This is a genomic window from Rhizobium sp. BK399 (assembly GCF_014194695.1).
Lineage (GTDB): Bacteria > Pseudomonadota > Alphaproteobacteria > Rhizobiales > Rhizobiaceae > Rhizobium.
The window spans coordinates 370,634-388,345 of record NZ_JACIAH010000003.1 but is presented as its reverse complement, the minus strand read 5'-3'; the positions used below and the strand labels follow the sequence as shown (position 1 = coordinate 388,345).

Genomic DNA, 17,712 nt, shown 5'->3' with positions numbered 1-17,712 from the left:
CCGAAGGTCGTACCGGATACCAAGCTCGGCGATGCTGTGTCCTACACCCTGAACCAATGGGATTACCTGACGCGTTACACCAGCGACGGCAGGATGCCGATCGATAACAACATTCTGGAACGCGACATTAGGGTTTTTGCGACCGGAAGAAAATCGTGGCTGTTCAGCGACACTGCTGACGGAGCCAAGGCCAGCGCCGTGATCTACAGTCTCATGCTGACATGCCGCGCCTGTGGCGTCGACCCTCTGATCTGGCTACGACACGCGCTCACTGAGTTGCCGCAGCGAGACGACGACGCCGACATCGGCGACCTGCTACCAATCAACTTCTCGAAAACATCCACCGCCTAACAGAGCCGGATCTCGGTACTGATGCGAGGCCAGCAGTGCAGCAGCCGTCAATGCGCATCGAAAATCGCGCTTACCCTCGATAACTGGGGATGGGGCGGCTGCCGACCGCGGAATATCGGAAGTTCGCCGCCGCCAAGGCACCTAGTCCGTTGGGGCGGCGCGCAGTTGATCATGTCATTCCGGAAGATCGGCCCCTGCTTGCTCGGCAAGCATGTATGCGGCGTACCAATCGGGCCAGTCATGGTCATGCTTGCCCCCGTTTCGCTTCTCATGCTCGCCATGGGCAGCCGCAGCGCGCCGAAGGGCTGCTGCCAGATCGCTGCCGGAGGCTAACGTCGCGCCGTTGGCCTCTATCCGACCCGGTAGCCTCGTCGTAATCTCCTGGAGGAGCCATCCGTTGCCGTCCGGGTCGCTAAAGGATGCGAACGATCCATAGCTGGCGCGCGAAGGGTGTGGGCCGGGCAGCCGTCCATCGGTGTTTTTGTGGTGAAAGACGCCACCGACGTCGTGGAAGACGTTGCTCATTTCAGCACCATGTGAGGCCAGTGCCGCGTGAGCCATCTCAATGTCTGATACGACAAGATGCAGCCCCTGAGCGGAGCCCGGCGCCGCGGATGTGACGTTCGATCCGAAGATCACCGAGCAGGGCGATCCCGGCGGCGTGACTTGAACGACGCGGAAGCCGTCCTTGCCGGGCACGTCGGCGTCGAGACGCCATCCAAGTCCGGTATAGAATGCCTTGGCGCGGTCGACGTCCGAAACTGGGATCACGACGACCTCCAGTTTCATGTCGACATTCTTCACTGTCTTTGTCGCACTCGTGCTACGCTCCTGAATATTCATCTTGTCATCCCTCGGTAAAATTGCTGCGGGGAACTTCCCGCGACGAGGCACACGATGCGCTCGCCTCGGGGGGATCGTCCATTATCCAATGGTGTCGCCAGAAGGGCAGTTTGGTGGCTCGGGTAGCTGCCTCGGTTGGATATGGTTCCGAGGCGGCGTTTAGCACCGCTTTCACGCGCGTCATGGGCGTATCGCCTCGACGTGGAAGGTCGGCTTGATCCCGGCGAGCAATCGGTGCGCGCTTCCTAATCATGTTCGCCCTGCTTTGTGCGCGGTCATTTGAGGTGTCCCTACTACCAGCCAAGGCCTGTACGAACACACGCTACATCTATTTGTCTGCCAAGGTTCCCGTGTAGTGACCAAGTCTGGCCTCGATATCAGGATTGGTCTGCAGACCCATATCCATCAGCTTGCCGATGTTCTTTTGTGCGACCGGGCGCTGTACGGACGTGATGAACGCGTCCCACCCGGCGCCGATCTCGGGGTCGGACGGCAGGCTTGCATAATCGACGAGACGTTTGGTGTCGGCAATCGCCTGGCGGTCGAAGCCGGAGATGCGAGTGGCAAGCGCGTCTACGAAGGGGTCAAGCCTGTCGTCGGGGAACGACCGGTTGACGTAACCGTACTCCTCGGCGAGATCGCCACTAATGTCGTCGGAGCCGAGCAGAACCTCAAGCGCTCGGCCCCGGCCCATAAGACGGGGAAGCCGGGCCATAGGACCACCACCGGGTACGAAGCCTGCGCCGACCTCCCATTGGGAAAGGATTGCCTTCTCTCGGCTCGCAAAGCGCATGTCGCTCGCCAGCGCAAGTTCGCTACCGACTCCCGTTGCGCGTCCGCGGATCAGTGCGATGGAAACCACCGGCGCCTTGCTGATGCGAACCAACATGTCCGGAAGCGGATGAAGTCCCGTCGTCCCTGACGGCAGGCTGGTGGATTCGGAAAGTGGGGGCGTGAAGTTGTAGTGGGTCAGGAAAAAGCCCGGCACCGCACTGTCGAAGACAACGACGCGCAGGTCGGGATCCGACTCGATCTCGGCGACGACCTTCTCCATCTGCGGAATGGTCTCCGGCCCGAAGATGTTGAACGGCGGGTTGTCGAAAGTCACCCGCCAGTACGCCGGGGTTCTTTTGTCGACCTTGATCTGCGTATGCTCGCTTGCAGGCTGAGCTTGCTCGCCCGCCGGACGGGTGGTTTTTTCGGCGACCGCCTGGCCGGAAAGCGCGAGAGCGGGCAGCATCAGAAGGGCGGTGGCCGTCAGAAATTTCAACGAGACAATGACGACGTTGTTCGGATTCGTTGGCTTGATCTTCATGAGTTACTCCATCGTTCAGATTGAAAGAGAAAGGTTTAGCGCTCGATCTCGAAAACGAGTTCGACTTCGACCGGCATGCCGAGCGGTATGCTGGCGACGCCGAGGACGATACGTGGCGGGACCCGATCCGCACCGAACACATCGAGCAGCAGTTCCGAGGCGCCGTCGGCGACCTTCGGATGTTCACGGAAATCTCCCGGCGTACCGATGTAGACGCCGAGCTTGGCGATGCGACGAATGCGATCCAGCGATCCGAGCTGCGCCTTGGCAGCGGCAAGGCCGCTGAGGCAGGCCGTCCGCGCCGCGTCATAACCTTCGAGGACAGACAATTCCTCGCCGACGCGCCCATAATAAGCCGGATCATGTCCGACCACTGGCAACATGCCGCTGAGGAACAAAAGGGTGTCGCACTGGACAGCTTCTACGTAGGCGCCGAAAGGGGTGGGCGGAGGAGGCAAGGCAATTGCCAATTCCTCCAGTCGCGCTTCTGGGCCGCGGGCTACCATTTGCCGAGATGTGCGCCGTTGTCGACGTGCAGCACCTCCCCGGTGATATTTGCGGACTCCGTCAGATAGACGACGCCGTCGACGATCTCCTGCACCGCGGTGATCGTTCCCATCGGCGACAGCGATTTCAAGAAGTCCTTCGGGTTGGACGCGTGCAGCGGCGTGTCGACGACGCCTGGCGACACCGCGTTGACGCGAATGTTGTCGGCGGCGAATTCCAGCGCGAGGCTTTTGGTGATCGCGTTGAGTCCACCTTTCGTGATCATCGGCAACGACGCCTTCACGCCCGCGATCGGGTGATCCGTAAGGGACGACGTAATGGTGACGATGCTTCCGCCAGACTTCTGGCGAAGCATCTGTCTGATCGCATGATTGGTGAAAAGGATGAAGCCTTCCACGTTGGTCGCGGAGAGCTGCCGGAAATCGTCAACTGTGTATTCCAGGAAGGGCTTTGTGAAGAAGATTCCCGCATTATTGATCAGGGCGTCGATAGATCCGAACCGCTCGACTGCCCGCTGTGCGACCCGTTCGGCGGTGTCTGGATCGCTGACGTCGCCGTCAACGAGTTCCAAGCGTTCAGCACGGTCGAAGAGTGCGGTCTCCCTAATGCGTCTCGAGGTTCCGACGACATTGTAGCCCTTGTCGAGGAAGGTCTTCACGATACCGGCACCGATCCCCTGCGAGGCGCCGGTTACCACGACGGTCTTTTGCACACTCATACATGCCTCCATTTTGACGCAAAAGCCGTTCGCCCCACCTCGAGGGCAGGTCGGCCTGTTTGGTAATTGATGTGTGGTGCCGGCCACGCCGGGACCCAAGGGGCTTACGCCCTGCGTTCTCCACAACCATCGCGCCGATTTCCTCGAGGCGCTATTGTACCAAGGTGTCCCCGATACTTTGGGATCGATGGTGCGCGTAGACACCAAGGTGCAATGGACCGCAACGAGCACCAGAGCTATGAGGGTCGGGCCAAGAATTGACGTGGAGTCCGACATGACGCGCTGGCCTGATCGCCGAATTCTCGACTTGCTCGGGATTGAAATCCCTATCATTCAAGCGCCCATGGCTGGCTCGACCACGAATGAGATGGTGGTCGCGGCTGCGCAAGCAGGGGGCCTGGGGTCACTGCCGAGCGCGCTGCTGAGCGTTGATCAGCTAAAGGGGGCCTTGACGAGTATCCGGAACTCGACGAAGGCGCCTTTGAACGTGAACTTCTTTGCGCATCACACGCCGCCCTTCGATCCAGCCGCGCAGATGCGATGGAGGGCGCTACTCGCGCCATACTACGTCGAGAGCGGCCTCGACCCGGCAGCACCGGTGGCGGGAGCTGGACGTGCGCCCTTCGACTCCGCTTTTTGCGAGGTGGTGGAGGAGTTCAAGCCGGGGATCGTGAGCTTTCACTTCGGGTTGCCGGAGAAGTCGTTGGTGCGGCGAGTGAAGGCGACCGGCGCGAAGATCATCTCTTCGGCCACAACTGTCTCCGAGGCCGTTTGGTTAGAAGAAAACGGCGTCGACGCTGTCGTAGCAATGGGTTTTGAAGCCGGTGGCCATCGCGGAAACTTCCTGACGCATGACATGTTCACGCAGGTTGGAACGATGGCGCTGGTTCCGCAGGTTGTTGACGCCGTGAACATCCCTGTCATCGCGGCAGGAGGCATTGCTGACGGGCGAGGCGTAGCGGCCGCCTTGATGCTCGGTGCCTCCGCGGTTCAGATCGGAACCGCGTACCTCTTTTGCCCCGAAGCAAAGATCCCTGCCGTCCATGCGCAAGCGCTCGGTGATGCGCGCGACGACAACACCGCGATCACCAACGTCTTCACCGGCAGGCCCGCCAGAAGCGTGGTCAATCGCATAATGCACGAGCTCGGGCCGCTCTCCGAAAGCGTCCCACCGTTTCCAACCGCAGCAGCCGCTCTCGTCGCACTCAAGGTGAAAGCGGAGGAGGCGGCCAGGAGCGACTTCACGAATCTTTGGTCAGGGCAGGCGGCGAAGCTCGCACCGAGGCTGTCCGCCGGCGATCTGACGCGGCGCTTGTACCAGGATGCTCTCAAAGTCATCGAAGGACGGACGCAAGCCTGAGCCTGGGAGTGTGTCGGATCGCGCTTTTGATAAGCAAGCCACGATCGAAATAGCACGCAGAAGGTTGGTCAGGTTTCTATTTCCCAACGGCCGCCTTTGAAGAAACGAAAGGATTGGCGATGGAACGGCGTCTCATTGAAATCAGTGGAGGCGAAACGAAGGCCAGTGACGGTAGTCCTCTCGACGCTCTGATAGAGTTTTATAGAGCCTTCAACAGCTGCGATATGGCCGGGCTGGCGTCGGTCTGGTTCGACGGGGAGGCTCCAAGCATGGACAATCCCATCGGCGGCATCCGCCGAGGGTGGCCTTCGATCTCCGAAGGCTACTCCAGGCTTTTCGAGGGCCAGGCTGAGGTCCACGTCACCTTTCACGACTTCACGAGCCAGGGCGGAGCTGATTGGCATCTCTTCGTCGGTCGCGAGCGAGGCCAATGCAAGACACCGCGCGAGACGATCGACGTCGCCTTTCGGACGACGCGGTGGTTTGTCCGAAAGGACGACGCCTGGCGGCTGCTTCACCATCACGGATCGATCGAAGACCCAAAGATGCTTGCCGATTACCAACGGCTAATCTTTGGCGAACGCAAATGACCAAGGGGGCAGAGCTGGCGGTTATCGGCGCTGTCCGCCAGCCTGATATGCCCAATATCACTCGCATGATCGATTCCATACGATCGGCGCCCCACGCTCCAACGCAGAGAACGCCGTCTCCAGGCGCAGTGGAGACGGCCTTGGCGGATCGTGGGAGGGGGATCCGCGAGCTCCAAACGGCGGGAGGAACACTGGAGCGCTGGTTGCGAAAGCTTATTTCTCGGTGTCTCATCGGAGCCGGTGCAAATGGCGCCCCGGCTTGACCCGCGTTTAGTGTAACGGTGCAGCGGCAAGTTCGAGTTTGGCAGCCATGTTTACGAGCTCTGGCAACGATCGTGCCCGCATCTTCCTCATCACCTGCCCGCGGTGGGCCTTGATCGTGATTTCGCTGAGGCTCAGTTCATAGGCGACCTGCTTGTTGAGTAGCCCAGCCACCACGAACTGCATAACCTGGCGCTCGCGCACCGAGAGCGACCGATAACGCCGGTCGAGTTCATTGACCTTGATGGTTGATGCAATGGCGGCCTGTATCTCTTCGACAAGAGCAACCGTGTTCACCGGCTTCGACATAATTGTAAAATTGAACCGAGATGCCGTCATGGTCATGCCGTGATGGTCGTGGCTCGTTAGTAGAATTACCGGGCAATGCATCGCGTAAAAGCAGATGATCCGGGTGAGAGTTTGGACATCCAGATCGGGCAGATCAGCATCGAGGACGATGCACCCGAAGCTCGATACGCGCCGGGCGGAGAGAAATTCATCCGCTGATCCGAAAATTTCAGGTCGCCAGCCGCGCGACCGCAACGGCTCGGGCAAGATCTCGCCGATCTCATCATTGTTGCTCACGACGGATACGGACGGCGCGTCGGATGCTGATGTCTTGTTACTTTGGGATGTCTGAAGCAGACCGCCATTGTACATGCCATTCTCCTCCGGTTCAAAGAGAAATTCTCGTGGAAGTAGTGCCTGTGCCTGCAATGCGCTGCGAGCGCGAACCTCGCCAGTAAGAATGGCTATTGTCTAAACCGATACCGCCTGTGAAGCGACTTAAGTGGCTTGAGAGAATCTGAAATATCCTGAAGTATCCGGTGCGGCGCCTCCGCCGTCACAAATCGCCGCGGCGGTTACAGATGCCGCTATGCTATCTGGCATTGGCAAGAGAGATCGGATCGCTTTGGGACAGATCGAACGGGGCCTTTTCGAATTCTGTGGTTGGGAGATGGATCTCGCAAAGCGGGAACTCCGGGCTCTCGGCGCACCCGTTCCGATCGGAAGCCGCGCATTCGACATCCTCGAGGTCCTTGTAGTGGCCGCCGGAGACGCCGTGTCAAAGGACGATCTGATGCGCCGCGTGTGGCCTGGGATCGTTGTTGAGGAAAATACACTCCAGGTCCACATATCGGCCATTCGAAAGGCTTTGGGAAAAGACCGGAATCTGCTTAAGACGATCTCAGGCCGTGGATATCGACTTCTTGGCAACTGGAAATCTGGCGCGCCATCGTTCAACGAAACGGCGCCGTCCGTTAGAACTCCTTCAGCCGACGCCCGCTACGTTTCCAAGATCCCGGCGTCGATATCTGATCTTATCGGTCGTGAGAGTGCCGTGGCTGAGCTTCTTACGCTCGCATCTGCTTATCGGGTCGTGACGCTGACAGGCCCCGGTGGGATCGGCAAGACGGTACTTGCATCCGAAATCGCCCGTAGTCTTTTGCCCAGCGTCGAAGGAGACGCCTTCTTCATCGAGCTCGTTTCGCTTCAGGACCCCAACCTTGTTCCGACAACTCTGGCTCAAACTCTCGACCTGCAACTTCAAGGTGATGAGATCTCGGCCGAGATCGTCGCGCGGTGCATTGGCGGGCGAACCATGCTGCTCGTTGTCGACAACTGCGAACACGTCATCGATGCTGCCGCAATGATGATCGAGGCACTCGTCCGCACGTGCCCAAATGTGACGGTCCTTGCGACAAGTCGAGAATTGCTGAGAATCGAGGGAGAGTTCGCTTATCGCGTCCCGCCGTTGGAGGTGCCAGCCAGGGAGGAGGCGACCGGCACTCTCGAACACAGTGCCATCCAGCTATTTGTGGCACGCGCTCGAGCGCTGCAGTGGGATTTCGCGGCCGACACGGAGAAGCTCTTGGCTATTGCCGGGATTTGCCGGCATCTCGACGGCATACCGCTGGCGATCGAATTTGCAGCGGCCCGCGCTGCGACGTTGGGAATACAGCAGATCGCCGGCCGGCTGGATGATCGTTTCGTACTGCTAACTGGCGGGCGCCGGACGGCATTGCCTCGTCATCAGACGCTCCGCGCTACCCTGGACTGGAGCTATCAACTTCTGCCGGACACCGAGCGGGAGTTGCTTTGTGGCCTGGCGACTTTTCCCGGCGGCTTTACTTTGGACGCGGCGGTAGCCGTCAGCGGCGACGGGGAAGCGGAAACGGCGCTGGCGATATCGAATCTTGTCTCAAAATCGTTGATCGCATTCGACGGTTTCGACGCTGCTCCGCGCTGGCGCCTTCTTGAGACTGTGCGGGTCTACTCGCTGGAAAAGCTCGGAGTTCGGGACGAATTTCGGCGAACAATGTGTCGAGTTGCAAAGTACTTCCTCAAGCTGTTCAAACCTTTTTCGGAGGAGCGCTCCCTTCAGACAGCACTCGACAATATTGGTCGCTACCGAAAGGAGACCGACAACGTACGTGCGGCCTTGAGATGGGCGTTCTCGGACAGCGGCAATGGCGTGCTCGGCGCGAAGCTTGCCGCCGCGTCAAGCGACTTTTGGACGGCAATATCGCTGGTCTCCGAAGCCGGCGACTGGGCTGAGCGCGCGCTGGAGAACATCGGAGAAGAAAGCGGCTCGCGCACCGAGATGGTCTTGCGATGTGCTCTAGGGTACGCACTCATCTACACTCAGGGAATGAACGAGCGCGGAAAGGAAGTGCTCACCGGCGCGCTGGCACTTGCCAGAGATCTGAACGACTACGACTATCGCCAGCGCCTAACCTGCGCCCTATGGCTCTTCTCCGCCCGCTCGGCGGAATTGAGCGACGCTCTAACCTATGCGCGCGAATATGAGGGGGCAGTTGACGAGCAGGACGTGCGTGGACGCGCAACGGCCGCATGGCTTGTCGGCATTCCCCAAACCTATCAGGCGCTCCATCAGGAAGCTGGTGAGAGGCTGGAATGGGCGGCCACACACTATCCGCTGGAGAATCGCCGGACAGACTTGCTGCGATTGGAAGCGGACGTACGAACATCGTCCTTGGCTCACAACACAGTGAACCTGATCGCAGGTGGCCGACTGGACGCCGCAATTCTTACGGCAGAGGTCGCCATACAGGAGGCACGAGAGACACGGCAGCCATTCGTCCTATGCGTCGCGCTCGCATGGTCGGCTTCCTTCGTTTCGTTGACGCTTAACGATCTGGACCGCGCGCAGGAATGGGGTGAGGAGCTTTTGGTGGAGGCATCCAAGCATGGTCTTCAACCCTTCCATGCCGCCGGCTTGTGCATCAAGGGCAGTCTCGCCTATCGATTGGGTAGCCCGGCCGCTGGTATCGAGGCTCTTCGAACCGGACTCGCGGAACTGCGTAATGGGGCCTACCTGTTGTTTTATCCGTTCTACCTTTGTGAGTTAGCGGCTGCGCTACAGTCGATGGGGCGTTTCAACGAGGCCTTGAACGAGGTCGGCAACGCTTTGCTTTTCTCAGAAGAGAAAGGCTACCGTTGGATGGTGCCCGAAATTCTGAGGCGGAAAGCAGAAGTTCTTAGGGCGCAAGGCTTAAGCGAGACGTCCCTGATCGAAGGTCTCTTTCAGCAGGCGATGGCGGAAGCATCGAAGCAGGGAGCACTATATTGGGAATTGAGCGCGGGCGTCAGCCTTGGTGCCTTCCGCGAGGCAAGCGTTCCGACTGTTCTCCTTCCCATCTATCGGCGATTCACTGAAGGCTTCAGCAGCCCCAGGCTCCTCGAGGCGAAGGCATTGATCGAGGCATCAACGGCGTGAAGCTGCGATGGAACCAACCGACGTCGCCTATTGTCTCGTACGACGCACGAGTAGCGTTGATATTTTTGGGCAGCCGATATGACGGTTGTATTAGGCGGCGGGCGCCACCGGCTCCATGGACGTTAGCGCAGCGACAATCTGCTCAGTGGTTACGATCGCGCTCGCATAGTTCGGCATATTGATCACCAGCGCCGCGTGCATCATCTCGTCGGAGTAGTCGGCCACGGCGTCCTTCGCGACTGTCACGTCGTATCCAAGCTCTGCCGCGAAACGCACGGTCGCCTCGATGCAGGTGTGTGCGATCAGTCCGATGACAATGAGTTTGTGAATGCCCTGCCTCTTGAGCTGAAGGTCGAGATCGGTATTTGCAAAGCCGCTGGAGCACCAATGCTCCGAGGCGACAATCTCGCCGGACGCCGGTACAAACTCGGCCTTGAACTCGCCGCCCCAGGTGCCGTATTCGAAACTCCTACGGTTCCACGCCAGTCTTTGAATGGGCGCGATGTACTTCCAGTTCTCGTAGTCACCTTCGCGGTACCTGTGGTGCATGGCAAAGAAGACGGGAATCTTGACCTGTCGTGCCGTATTGAGGACTTGCTCCATGTGCGACACGCAATTGTTGGTTTCGGCGACTTCCTTGATGCGTGGCCAGATCTTGCCGCCTTCAGAGATGAAGTCGTTGTATGGGTCGACCACCAGAAGGCCGGTGGTAGCGCGCTCGTAGGACAGATGCATGATTATCGGCTCCTTTGAGCTTCAGGCTGCTTTCGAGGGCTGTTGGCTGCGAAGCGCGTGGCGTTCGATGCTGGCTGCGAACAGCGGCGTCTCGCCCTTGTTGTGGGCGATCGACATCGGCTGGCGCTGTGTGCGGAAGATTTCGAAAGGGATGCCCTGCCGATCGAGGGATGCGAGCATTTCCTGGGTCGCAAAGGACTGCACCCGGTTGGTGAATTCGCAGCGATTCTTGTCGATTGCCTTGACGCTTAGTTCCCAGGTCACGTGAATGGTTACGCGGCCCGTCGGCGTGAACACATCTGAGTCGGAATCAAGGATCAGATGATCCTTTTCGCCGAGCGTTTCGACGTAGTGCTGCACCATCAGGCTGCCGCCGATCGTTTCGACGTTGATCGACATGCGCGTTCCGTCCGGAGCGGTCGTGAAGCCGGCAGCGATATGGGCGGGCGAGCAGCCCTGGTATTCCTTTTCGGACAGCGTGAAGCACCACGTCGGGATGTCGATCTTCTCGATCGGTGCGTTGATGATGGCCGTGAAGCTGGAATCGACGATCTGGTTGTCTGACATTGTCTTTCTCCTTCATCCATTGGATGGGAATGGTGAATGAGCTGCGGCATCGGAGAACGCCGCAGCCGCCGTCAGATCGATTTGCGGAGCGGTTTGAAGGCGGCGCGCAGATCGCCCGTGAGAAGCATCGGCTGCTCCCAGGCTGCGAAGTGGCCACCCTTGGGAGGCCGGTTGTAGAAGATGAGCTTCGGGTATGCCTTCTCGGCCCAGCTCTGGGGAGCCTGGTAAATCTCGTCCGGGAAGGCACTGACGGCGACCGGTATCTTGATGCCGCGCGGATCGAAGAAACCACCCGAAGGAAAGTGCGCGTTATCCCAGTAGAGGCGGGCGGAAGAGATCGCCGTGTTGGTCAGCCAGTAGAGCGTGATGTTGTCAAGGATATCGTCCTTTGTCAGGCCTTCCGTTTTGCCGTCGAAGACGCGAGCGATCATGTCATAGCTGCGGATGTCATGGTCGAGCATCCATGAGGCAAGCCCGATCGGTGAGTCGACGATGCCGTAAAGCGTCTGCGGCCGGTTGTTCATCTCGATGGCGTAACCAAGACCATTTTTGTAGAAATCGTCGAGCTGATCCCATGCTCGTTTTTCATCAGGCGAAAGGCCGGTGGGCTGGCTGCCGGCGGATAGTGCCTTGGATATGTCGGCGGGAACGGTTGCCGCCATGTTGGTATGGATGCCGAGCAATCCCGGAGGTTCCTGCACAGCCATCAGTTCGGTAATCGCATTGCCCCAGTCGCCGCCCTGCGCGACGTACTTTGCGTAGCCGAGGCGTTGCATCAGCACGGCCCAGGCCTTGGCGATGCGAGGAGGGTTCCATCCGGGCTCCGTCGGCTTGCCGGAGAAGCCGTAGCCGGGAAGCGATGGGATGACGACATGGAAGGCGTCTTCGGCACTGCCGCCGTGCGCGGTCGGATCGGTCAGGGGCTCGATGATTTTGAGCTGTTCGATGATGGAACCGGGCCATCCATGGGTGACAAGGATCGGCAGGGCGTTTGTGTGCTTAGATTTCACATGGATGAAGTGAATGTCCAACCCGTCGATCTTCGTGGTGAACTGTGGGTAGGAGTTCAGTTTCGTTTCGATTTTGCGCCAGTCGTAGTGCTTGGCCCAGTGATCGGCGAGCTTCTTGATGGTAGCGAGCTGGACGCCCTGCGAGTGATCCTTGACCGTTTCCCGGTCAGGCCACCTGGTCGCCGCGACCCGCCGGGCAAGGTCGGATAGCTCCGCATCCTTAGCCGAGAATCGGAATGGTTTGATCGCGTTTGGATCGCCGCTCGCGGCAAACGCTTCTGGAAGCACGCCCAATGCACTGATTGATGCTGCTACTGCAAGAAGTGTACGACGCGAAACCGCTGGCTGGTTCTGGGACATGAGAGCCTCCTGGTGTTAGCTTGCTGCCGAGTAACAAGTCACCAAAGAGGAAATACAGCCATTGCACTAAGGTATCGGCGAGACCTTCGTATAGTGGAATCGAGAGCACGTTCGGGACGCTCGCATTCAACTCGGTCTCCTATGGTTCAGGTCGATCCAGGCAACCTGAGAACATCATCAGTCCGATCTGGCCATTGGCCAATGGATCGCGATACCGTCTCACCAACACAGAGGAGGAGGTTCAACTGACTAAGGTCGTGCCCTTCCTGGTTGAGGACGAACTTAAACGGCTCGGCCGACTTTTCGAGAAGAAAGACAACTGGCAACCCTTTGCCATCACCGACGGTCGGCTCATCACCGGCCGTCCACAATGTGGCCGATGAACCGACGTTGAAGAAGCGTTATTTGGGTTTCTTTAGGCTGAAATAGACGTGAGGCACAGAGCGGCAGGAGAGTAAGATACCTCATCTTGGTGGTATCTTACGGTATTTTACCTTCGCAAGTACCCGTTGTTGAGCGAATATCGACTTCGCGATCATGTGGAATTGGCTGACCGGGAGAACCGGACTCGTGGCACGTGGGTAGCATGCTGAGTGGGTGCCACCGTGATTTGACCTGGCCGCCAGCGCAGCCCCATCGGCACACGCACGGGAGCTGCGGATAGCAGAGCAGCGAGACCGCAGTCGGACCCAAATATGGAGATCGGGATGCCAGTCAAGAGCGCACATATCGATCAATTCCTATTGATACATCAGGCGCGCGCCGACAACTGGCGTGCTGTGACCAGCCTAGCGGACGCGTGGGCAGCAAAGCGCGGCGACAGGGCAGTGTTGGAGGCAGCACTGGCGAACCTTGCCGCGGCAGAGGAGTACCACGCCTATCCCGGAGAGCGGTTGCTGACGGCGCTGCGCGAGCGCATTGCCACCGACGACGCGGGCGGGACCGCACGACTGGCGCGACGTATCTCCAACGGACTGCTGACGCACGCCTATCGCGGCCGTGCAGGCGAGTGGGACGCCCATGAAGAGATGTCCCCTGATGAAGTGGCGGACATCATGCCGCCTGCCACGGGCGAGGCGGGCGGACATCGGCCCTATTTCGAAGTGCTGTTCGTCAACAGCCAGCCGGCCGAGCGGTGGCCGGCTTTCGCCAAGGAAATCCGCCGGCTGCGTCGTCGGGAAGATGCTTTCGTCTACGAACCCGTCATCGTTGGTTCCTTCGAGGACGCCGTCTGTGCTGCGGTGCTGAACCCGGACGTCGTTTCCGTCGTCCTGGCAGAAGGGTTCCCCTACCGTTCGCGGCACGATGTGTCAGTGCTTCGCTCGGTTCTGGATCCGCTCGGGGAAACCGACAGTCCCGACGCATCGGCGCTGCGCCTTGCCCGCGCGCTGAGGCGCATTCGTCCGGAACTCGACGTCTATCTGCTCTCCGACCGCGATGTCGAGTCAATCGCCGGCGATCCGGCAGCCGATGCCGTCCGCCGCATTTTCTATGCGGTCGAGGAACTGCTCGAATTGCACCTGGCGGTTCTGGAAGGCGTGCAGGCGCGCTTTGAAACGCCGTTCTTCGACAATCTGAAGAAATACGCACGCCGACCAATCGGTACGTTCCATGCATTGCCGATCGCGCGCGGCAAGTCGGTCTTCAAGTCCGACTGGATTCGCGACATGGGCGAATTTTACGGCCTCAACCTGTTCCTGGCGGAAAGCAGCGCCACCACAGGGGGCCTCGATAGCCTTCTGGAGCCGACGGGCAACATCAAGCGTTCGCAGGAGATGGCCGCGCGCGCCTTTGGCGCCGATCACGTGTTTTTCGTTACCAATGGTACGTCGACGTCCAACAAGATGGCCGTCCAGGCGCTGCTTGCGCCCGGCGACATCGCCGTGGTCGATCGCAACTGCCACAAGTCGCATCACTACGGAATGGTTCTCACTGGGGCGCAGCCCTACTACGTCGAAGCCTTTCCGATGACGGAATACTCGATGTATGGCGCCGTGCCGCTCGCTACGATCAAGCAGGCGTTGCTGGCGCTTCGCGCAGAGGGGCGGCTCGATCGGCTGAAGCTGCTTGACCTCACCAACTGCACCTTCGACGGGCATATGTACAACGTCAGGCGGGTGATGGAGGAGTGCCTTGCCATCAAGCCTGACCTCATTTTCCTGTGGGACGAGGCCTGGTCAGGGTTTGCCCGCTTCTCGCCATTCCTGCGTCCGCGCACGGCGATGGGCGCTGCAGCCGATATCGAGGAATGGCTGCGCGATCCCGCATCCGTCACGGCCTACGAAAAGCAGCACGCCGAGCTTGGCGACAGCCCGTCGGACGAGATGTTGCTTGCCACGCGACTGATCCCCGACCCGCGCCTCGTGCGTCTTCGGGTTTACCAGACCAACTCGACGCACAAGTCGATGTCGGCTATCCGCCAGGGGTCCATGCTGCTGGTCAAGGACGTCGATTTTCATACGGTCGAGGCCCAGTTCCATGAGGCGGTCTTCACGCACGCGTCGACGAGCCCGAACCAGCAGCTCATCGCCAGTCTCGATGTCGCCCGCCGACAGATGGAGCTCGAAGGGTACGGGCTGGTGATGAATGCGATCGAGATCGCGCTCAAGATCCGGCAGGCGGTGAACGAACACCCGTTGATTTCGAAATACTTCCGCGTCCTCGGTGCTGACCAAATGATCCCGGAGGCCTACCGGCAGTCCGGTTTCAAGGACTATCTTGCACCGGGTTCCAACTGGGCGACGGCCGTCAAGGCAATGCGAGAGGACGAGTTCTACCTCGATCCGACGCGCATGACGCTGGTTTGCGGCACCGCCGGCTTCGACGGAACGCAGTTCAAGGGGCTGTTGGCAAACCAGTACAGTATCCAGCTGAACAAGACCTCGCGTAACAGCGTGTTGCTGCAGTCGAACATCAACAATACGCGCAGTGATGTCGCCCACCTCATCCGGGTCCTTGTCGAGATTTGCCACGGGATAGAGAAGCGGCTGGCAGATGGTGGCGAAGCCGAGCGCGCCGCTTTCGAGGCGCGCGTCAAGTCGCTGATGACGGATGTGCCGGGCCTTCCGAATTTCAGCCATTTCCACGAGCTGTACCGCAGCGATGCGGGTCGCACGACGCCCGAAGGTGACATGCGAAGCGCGTTCTTCAACGCCTACGATGCATCGCTGTGCGAATACGTGCCGCTGAACGGTGCCGAATGCGATCGAAGACTGCGCGAGGGCCCGGAAATGGTCTCGGCCAATTTTGTCATTCCTTACCCGCCTGGATTTCCGATCATGGTGCCTGGCCAGGTGCTGACGCAGGAGACGATCGATTTCATGCGCAAGCTCGATGTGAAGGAGATCCATGGCTACGAAAAGGCGAGGGGACTGAAGCTGGTCAAGCCTGATGCGGTAGCCGCCAAGGCGAAACGCTGACCCGCGGCGGCGGCGTCTTTGTCAGCCAATTGGCGCCACCGCGGCCGGCGCACGGTGAACGTAGGTTGCCGGCGGCGCTGTAACTCGGACGCCGCCCAAGGCATCATTCGGGGGAATGGTCATGGCGTGGATCGAGCAAATTCTGGTCAGGTATCCTGAGCTTGCCGTGTTTCTTGCAATCAGCCTCGGATACCTGATCGGCGGGGTGAAAATCGGCGGGTTCAGTCTCGGTCCCGTCACCGGCTCCCTTTTTGCCGGCATCATTATCGGGCAGATCGCCGAGGTGCCGATCGCCGGAATGGCGAAATCCTTCCTGTTTCTCCTCTTCCTTTTCGGCATCGGCTATTCCGTCGGCCCGCAATTTCTACAGGCCCTCAAGCGGGACGGGATGAAGCCCGTGCTGCTTGCCGTTGTCGTCTGCGTGACCGGTCTGCTGACTGCCATAGTCGTCGCGACCATGCTGGGTCTCGACCCGGGCTTTGCCGCGGGGCTGGTATCGGGCGCACTTACGGAAAGCCCAGCGATGGGAACGGCAACCGAGGCGATCAATGCGTTGCCCTTGCCGGACGCAGATCGCGCCCGCTTCGTCGCTCACGTCGCTGTCGCCGACGCAGTCTGCTATGTCTTCGGTGCGGTGGGCGTCATCCTGTTCTGCAGTCTCGTCGGTCCGAAACTCTTGGGCGTGGATTTGCGCGCCGAAGCGCTCAAACTGGAGCGTGAGCTTGGGATGACGCGCACGGTGCCGGGCGTCGCTTCGGCCTGGCGAAGGTTTGAAGTTCGCGCGTATCGCATTGCCGAGGGTGCGCCGATTGTAGGCTTGTCGATGACGGCTGCAGAGGAGTCCTTTCCCTATCACCGGCTGTTCGTTCAGCGGTTGCGAAGACGAGGCGCGATCGTGGAAGACCCTTCGAAAATCGTCTTCGAAGCCGGTGACATCGTCGCCGTCTCAGGATCTCGCGAGGCGCTGATCAACGTGCTCGGACCGCGGGCGGAGGAGGTCGAGGATAGCGACCTGCTCGATATCCCGGTCTCGGTGGCCGACGTCCTGGTGACATCCCGGACCTTCGCCAACAAGACGATCGAGCATCTCTCGAAAGAGAGTTGGGCACGAAGTCTCTATCTGCGCGGCATCACGCGCGGTGGCCACGAAATTCCCTTGGCTCCGGGCGTTGCGGTCCAAAGGGGCGATATCCTCCGTTTGGTAGGCCCGGACAATGTCGTGTCGCAGGCGGCCAAGCAGATTGGCGTCATCGTCGCGCCGACAACGACCACCGACTTCTTTGTGCTCGGTCTGGCAATCTTCCTTGGTGGTCTGGTCGGCATTATCGTCACCGTTCCGATCGGTGACATGAAGATTTCCCTGAGCACCAGCGTGGGAACTCTGCTCGCCGGCTTGCTGGTCGGCCATCTGCGCACGCAGTTTCCGCTTTTCGGTCGGATACCGGACGCCGCCGTGTCCCTCATGACAGCGCTTGGTCTGGCGGCCTTCGTCGCCATGACCGGTCTGCATGCCGGGCCTGTCTTCGTCTCGGCCATCGCCGAAGCCGGGATCGGCCTGTTGCTGGGCGGCATGGTCGTCACCATTGTTCCCTTGCTGGCTGGCCTTTACTTCGGGCGCTACGTGTTGCGGATGAATCCCATCCTGTTGCTCGGAGGGCTGGCTGGTGCGCAGACGATGACAGCGGGCATGGCGGCCGTCCAGGACAGGTCGGAAAGCAGCGTTGCCGTCCTTGGCTACACGCCGACCGTTCCGATCGGCCATATCCTGCTCACAACCTGGGGAACTGTGATTGTCGGTATCGTGGCCGGATAGGAGGCCTGCGATCAGACGACACGCTGCCCAGGATTGCTTCCGGCTCAAACGCCCGGAAGCTCAGAATCTCACCACGAGCTTATCGCGTTGTCTGGATCGATGTTGCGCCGGTGGCCGGGGA

The 17,712-nt window shown here is 59.9% G+C and carries 14 protein-coding genes and 2 pseudogenes; 8 read left to right on the top strand and 8 right to left on the bottom strand.

The genetic code is table 11. The annotated features are described in order from the left end of the window. Positions 1 to 351 (top strand): transposase (locus tag FHT97_RS10735; RefSeq protein ID WP_183861993.1); only part of this gene is annotated, 351 nt, incomplete at its 5' end. Positions 352 to 525: 174 nt separating this feature from the next. On the opposite strand, the gene FHT97_RS10730 is transcribed toward FHT97_RS10735, so the two are convergent. Continuing rightward, entirely contained in the window at positions 526 to 1,194 is a 669-nt protein-coding gene (locus FHT97_RS10730; protein ID WP_183861991.1) for a VOC family protein, read from the bottom strand. Between the two features lie 116 nt (positions 1,195 to 1,310). Here FHT97_RS10730 and FHT97_RS30785 point away from each other — a divergent pair. Then, positions 1,311 to 1,412: pseudogene (locus FHT97_RS30785) on the top strand (AraC family transcriptional regulator); the annotation flags it as partial. Between the two features lie 110 nt (positions 1,413 to 1,522). On the opposite strand, the gene FHT97_RS10720 reads toward FHT97_RS30785, so the two are convergent. Genes FHT97_RS10720 through FHT97_RS10710 form a run of 3 tightly spaced genes read right to left on the bottom strand, consistent with a single transcriptional unit; the run spans position 1,523 to position 3,734 of the window. Then, positions 1,523 to 2,509, bottom strand: coding sequence for an enoyl-CoA hydratase/isomerase family protein (locus FHT97_RS10720; protein ID WP_183861989.1), 987 nt, complete (start codon positions 2,507 to 2,509; stop codon positions 1,523 to 1,525). 35 nt (positions 2,510 to 2,544) lie between these two features. Further along, on the bottom strand, positions 2,545 to 3,015 hold the full coding sequence (locus tag FHT97_RS10715) for a RidA family protein (protein ID WP_183861987.1): 471 nt from the start codon (positions 3,013 to 3,015) through the stop codon (positions 2,545 to 2,547). After that, positions 3,009 to 3,734 carry an SDR family oxidoreductase gene (locus tag FHT97_RS10710; RefSeq protein ID WP_183861985.1) on the bottom strand — a complete coding sequence of 242 codons (726 nt, stop codon included), beginning with the start codon at positions 3,732 to 3,734 and terminating at the stop codon, positions 3,009 to 3,011. The genes FHT97_RS10715 and FHT97_RS10710 overlap by 7 nt, the downstream gene beginning before the upstream one ends. Before the next feature lie 274 nt (positions 3,735 to 4,008). Here FHT97_RS10710 and FHT97_RS10705 point away from each other — a divergent pair, with 274 nt between their 5' ends. After that, positions 4,009 to 5,094 (top strand): nitronate monooxygenase family protein, encoded by a 1,086-nt coding sequence (locus FHT97_RS10705; protein ID WP_183861984.1) that lies wholly within the window; start codon positions 4,009 to 4,011, stop codon positions 5,092 to 5,094. Positions 5,095 to 5,213: 119 nt separating this feature from the next. After that, positions 5,214 to 5,684, top strand: coding sequence for a nuclear transport factor 2 family protein (locus tag FHT97_RS10700; RefSeq protein ID WP_183861982.1), 471 nt, complete (start codon positions 5,214 to 5,216; stop codon positions 5,682 to 5,684). Between the two features lie 270 nt (positions 5,685 to 5,954). Here the strand turns inward: FHT97_RS10700 and FHT97_RS10695 are convergent, their stop codons facing one another. Further along, entirely contained in the window at positions 5,955 to 6,605 is a 651-nt protein-coding gene (locus tag FHT97_RS10695) for a LuxR C-terminal-related transcriptional regulator (RefSeq protein WP_183755355.1), read from the bottom strand. A gap of 253 nt (positions 6,606 to 6,858) precedes the next feature. On the opposite strand from FHT97_RS10695, the gene FHT97_RS10690 reads away from it, so the two are divergent. Then, positions 6,859 to 9,687 carry a winged helix-turn-helix domain-containing protein gene (locus FHT97_RS10690; RefSeq protein ID WP_183862034.1) on the top strand — a complete coding sequence of 943 codons (2,829 nt, stop codon included), beginning with the start codon at positions 6,859 to 6,861 and terminating at the stop codon, positions 9,685 to 9,687. A 90-nt stretch (positions 9,688 to 9,777) separates the two neighbouring features. Here FHT97_RS10690 and FHT97_RS10685 read toward each other — a convergent pair whose 3' ends face one another. From FHT97_RS10685 to FHT97_RS10675, 3 genes are all read right to left on the bottom strand, one after another. Continuing rightward, positions 9,778 to 10,425: an isochorismatase family cysteine hydrolase gene (locus FHT97_RS10685; protein WP_183862032.1), complete on the bottom strand. Its 648-nt coding sequence runs from the start codon at positions 10,423 to 10,425 to the stop codon at positions 9,778 to 9,780. An 18-nt stretch (positions 10,426 to 10,443) separates the two neighbouring features. Continuing rightward, on the bottom strand, positions 10,444 to 10,989 hold the full coding sequence (locus tag FHT97_RS10680; RefSeq protein WP_183861980.1) for a hypothetical protein: 546 nt from the start codon (positions 10,987 to 10,989) through the stop codon (positions 10,444 to 10,446). A 71-nt stretch (positions 10,990 to 11,060) separates the two neighbouring features. Next, the gene (locus tag FHT97_RS10675) at positions 11,061 to 12,359 is read right to left on the bottom strand and encodes an epoxide hydrolase family protein (protein WP_183861978.1); all 1,299 of its coding nucleotides are present in this window, start codon (positions 12,357 to 12,359) and stop codon (positions 11,061 to 11,063) included. A gap of 221 nt (positions 12,360 to 12,580) precedes the next feature. On the opposite strand from FHT97_RS10675, the pseudogene FHT97_RS30780 reads away from it, so the two are divergent. The 3 genes and pseudogenes from FHT97_RS30780 to aspT form a co-directional block, all read left to right on the top strand. After that, positions 12,581 to 12,742, top strand: a pseudogene (locus FHT97_RS30780) (type 1 glutamine amidotransferase domain-containing protein); the annotation flags it as partial. A gap of 324 nt (positions 12,743 to 13,066) precedes the next feature. Continuing rightward, on the top strand, positions 13,067 to 15,778 hold the full coding sequence (locus tag FHT97_RS10670; protein ID WP_183861976.1) for a decarboxylase: 2,712 nt from the start codon (positions 13,067 to 13,069) through the stop codon (positions 15,776 to 15,778). Between the two features lie 121 nt (positions 15,779 to 15,899). Next, the gene (gene aspT / locus FHT97_RS10665) at positions 15,900 to 17,591 is read left to right on the top strand and encodes an aspartate-alanine antiporter (RefSeq protein ID WP_183861974.1); all 1,692 of its coding nucleotides are present in this window, start codon (positions 15,900 to 15,902) and stop codon (positions 17,589 to 17,591) included. Positions 17,592 to 17,712: the final 121 nt, after the last annotated feature.

What these genes read in the sequence shown, in the direction of transcription:
- FHT97_RS10675 (WP_183861978.1), bottom strand. Translation starts at nt 12,359, where the DNA reads ATGTCCCAGAACCAGCCAGCGGTTTCGCGTCGTACACTTCTTGCAGTA.
- FHT97_RS10705 (WP_183861984.1), top strand. Translation starts at nt 4,009, where the DNA reads ATGACGCGCTGGCCTGATCGCCGAATTCTCGACTTGCTCGGGATTGAA.
- FHT97_RS10720 (WP_183861989.1), bottom strand. Translation starts at nt 2,509, where the DNA reads ATGAAGATCAAGCCAACGAATCCGAACAACGTCGTCATTGTCTCGTTG.
- FHT97_RS10700 (WP_183861982.1), top strand. Translation starts at nt 5,214, where the DNA reads ATGGAACGGCGTCTCATTGAAATCAGTGGAGGCGAAACGAAGGCCAGT.
- FHT97_RS10710 (WP_183861985.1), bottom strand. Translation starts at nt 3,734, where the DNA reads ATGAGTGTGCAAAAGACCGTCGTGGTAACCGGCGCCTCGCAGGGGATC.
- FHT97_RS10680 (WP_183861980.1), bottom strand. Translation starts at nt 10,989, where the DNA reads ATGTCAGACAACCAGATCGTCGATTCCAGCTTCACGGCCATCATCAAC.
- FHT97_RS10730 (WP_183861991.1), bottom strand. Translation starts at nt 1,194, where the DNA reads ATGAATATTCAGGAGCGTAGCACGAGTGCGACAAAGACAGTGAAGAAT.
- aspT (WP_183861974.1), top strand. Translation starts at nt 15,900, where the DNA reads ATGGCGTGGATCGAGCAAATTCTGGTCAGGTATCCTGAGCTTGCCGTG.
- FHT97_RS10695 (WP_183755355.1), bottom strand. Translation starts at nt 6,605, where the DNA reads ATGTACAATGGCGGTCTGCTTCAGACATCCCAAAGTAACAAGACATCA.
- FHT97_RS10715 (WP_183861987.1), bottom strand. Translation starts at nt 3,015, where the DNA reads ATGGTAGCCCGCGGCCCAGAAGCGCGACTGGAGGAATTGGCAATTGCC.
- FHT97_RS10670 (WP_183861976.1), top strand. Translation starts at nt 13,067, where the DNA reads ATGCCAGTCAAGAGCGCACATATCGATCAATTCCTATTGATACATCAG.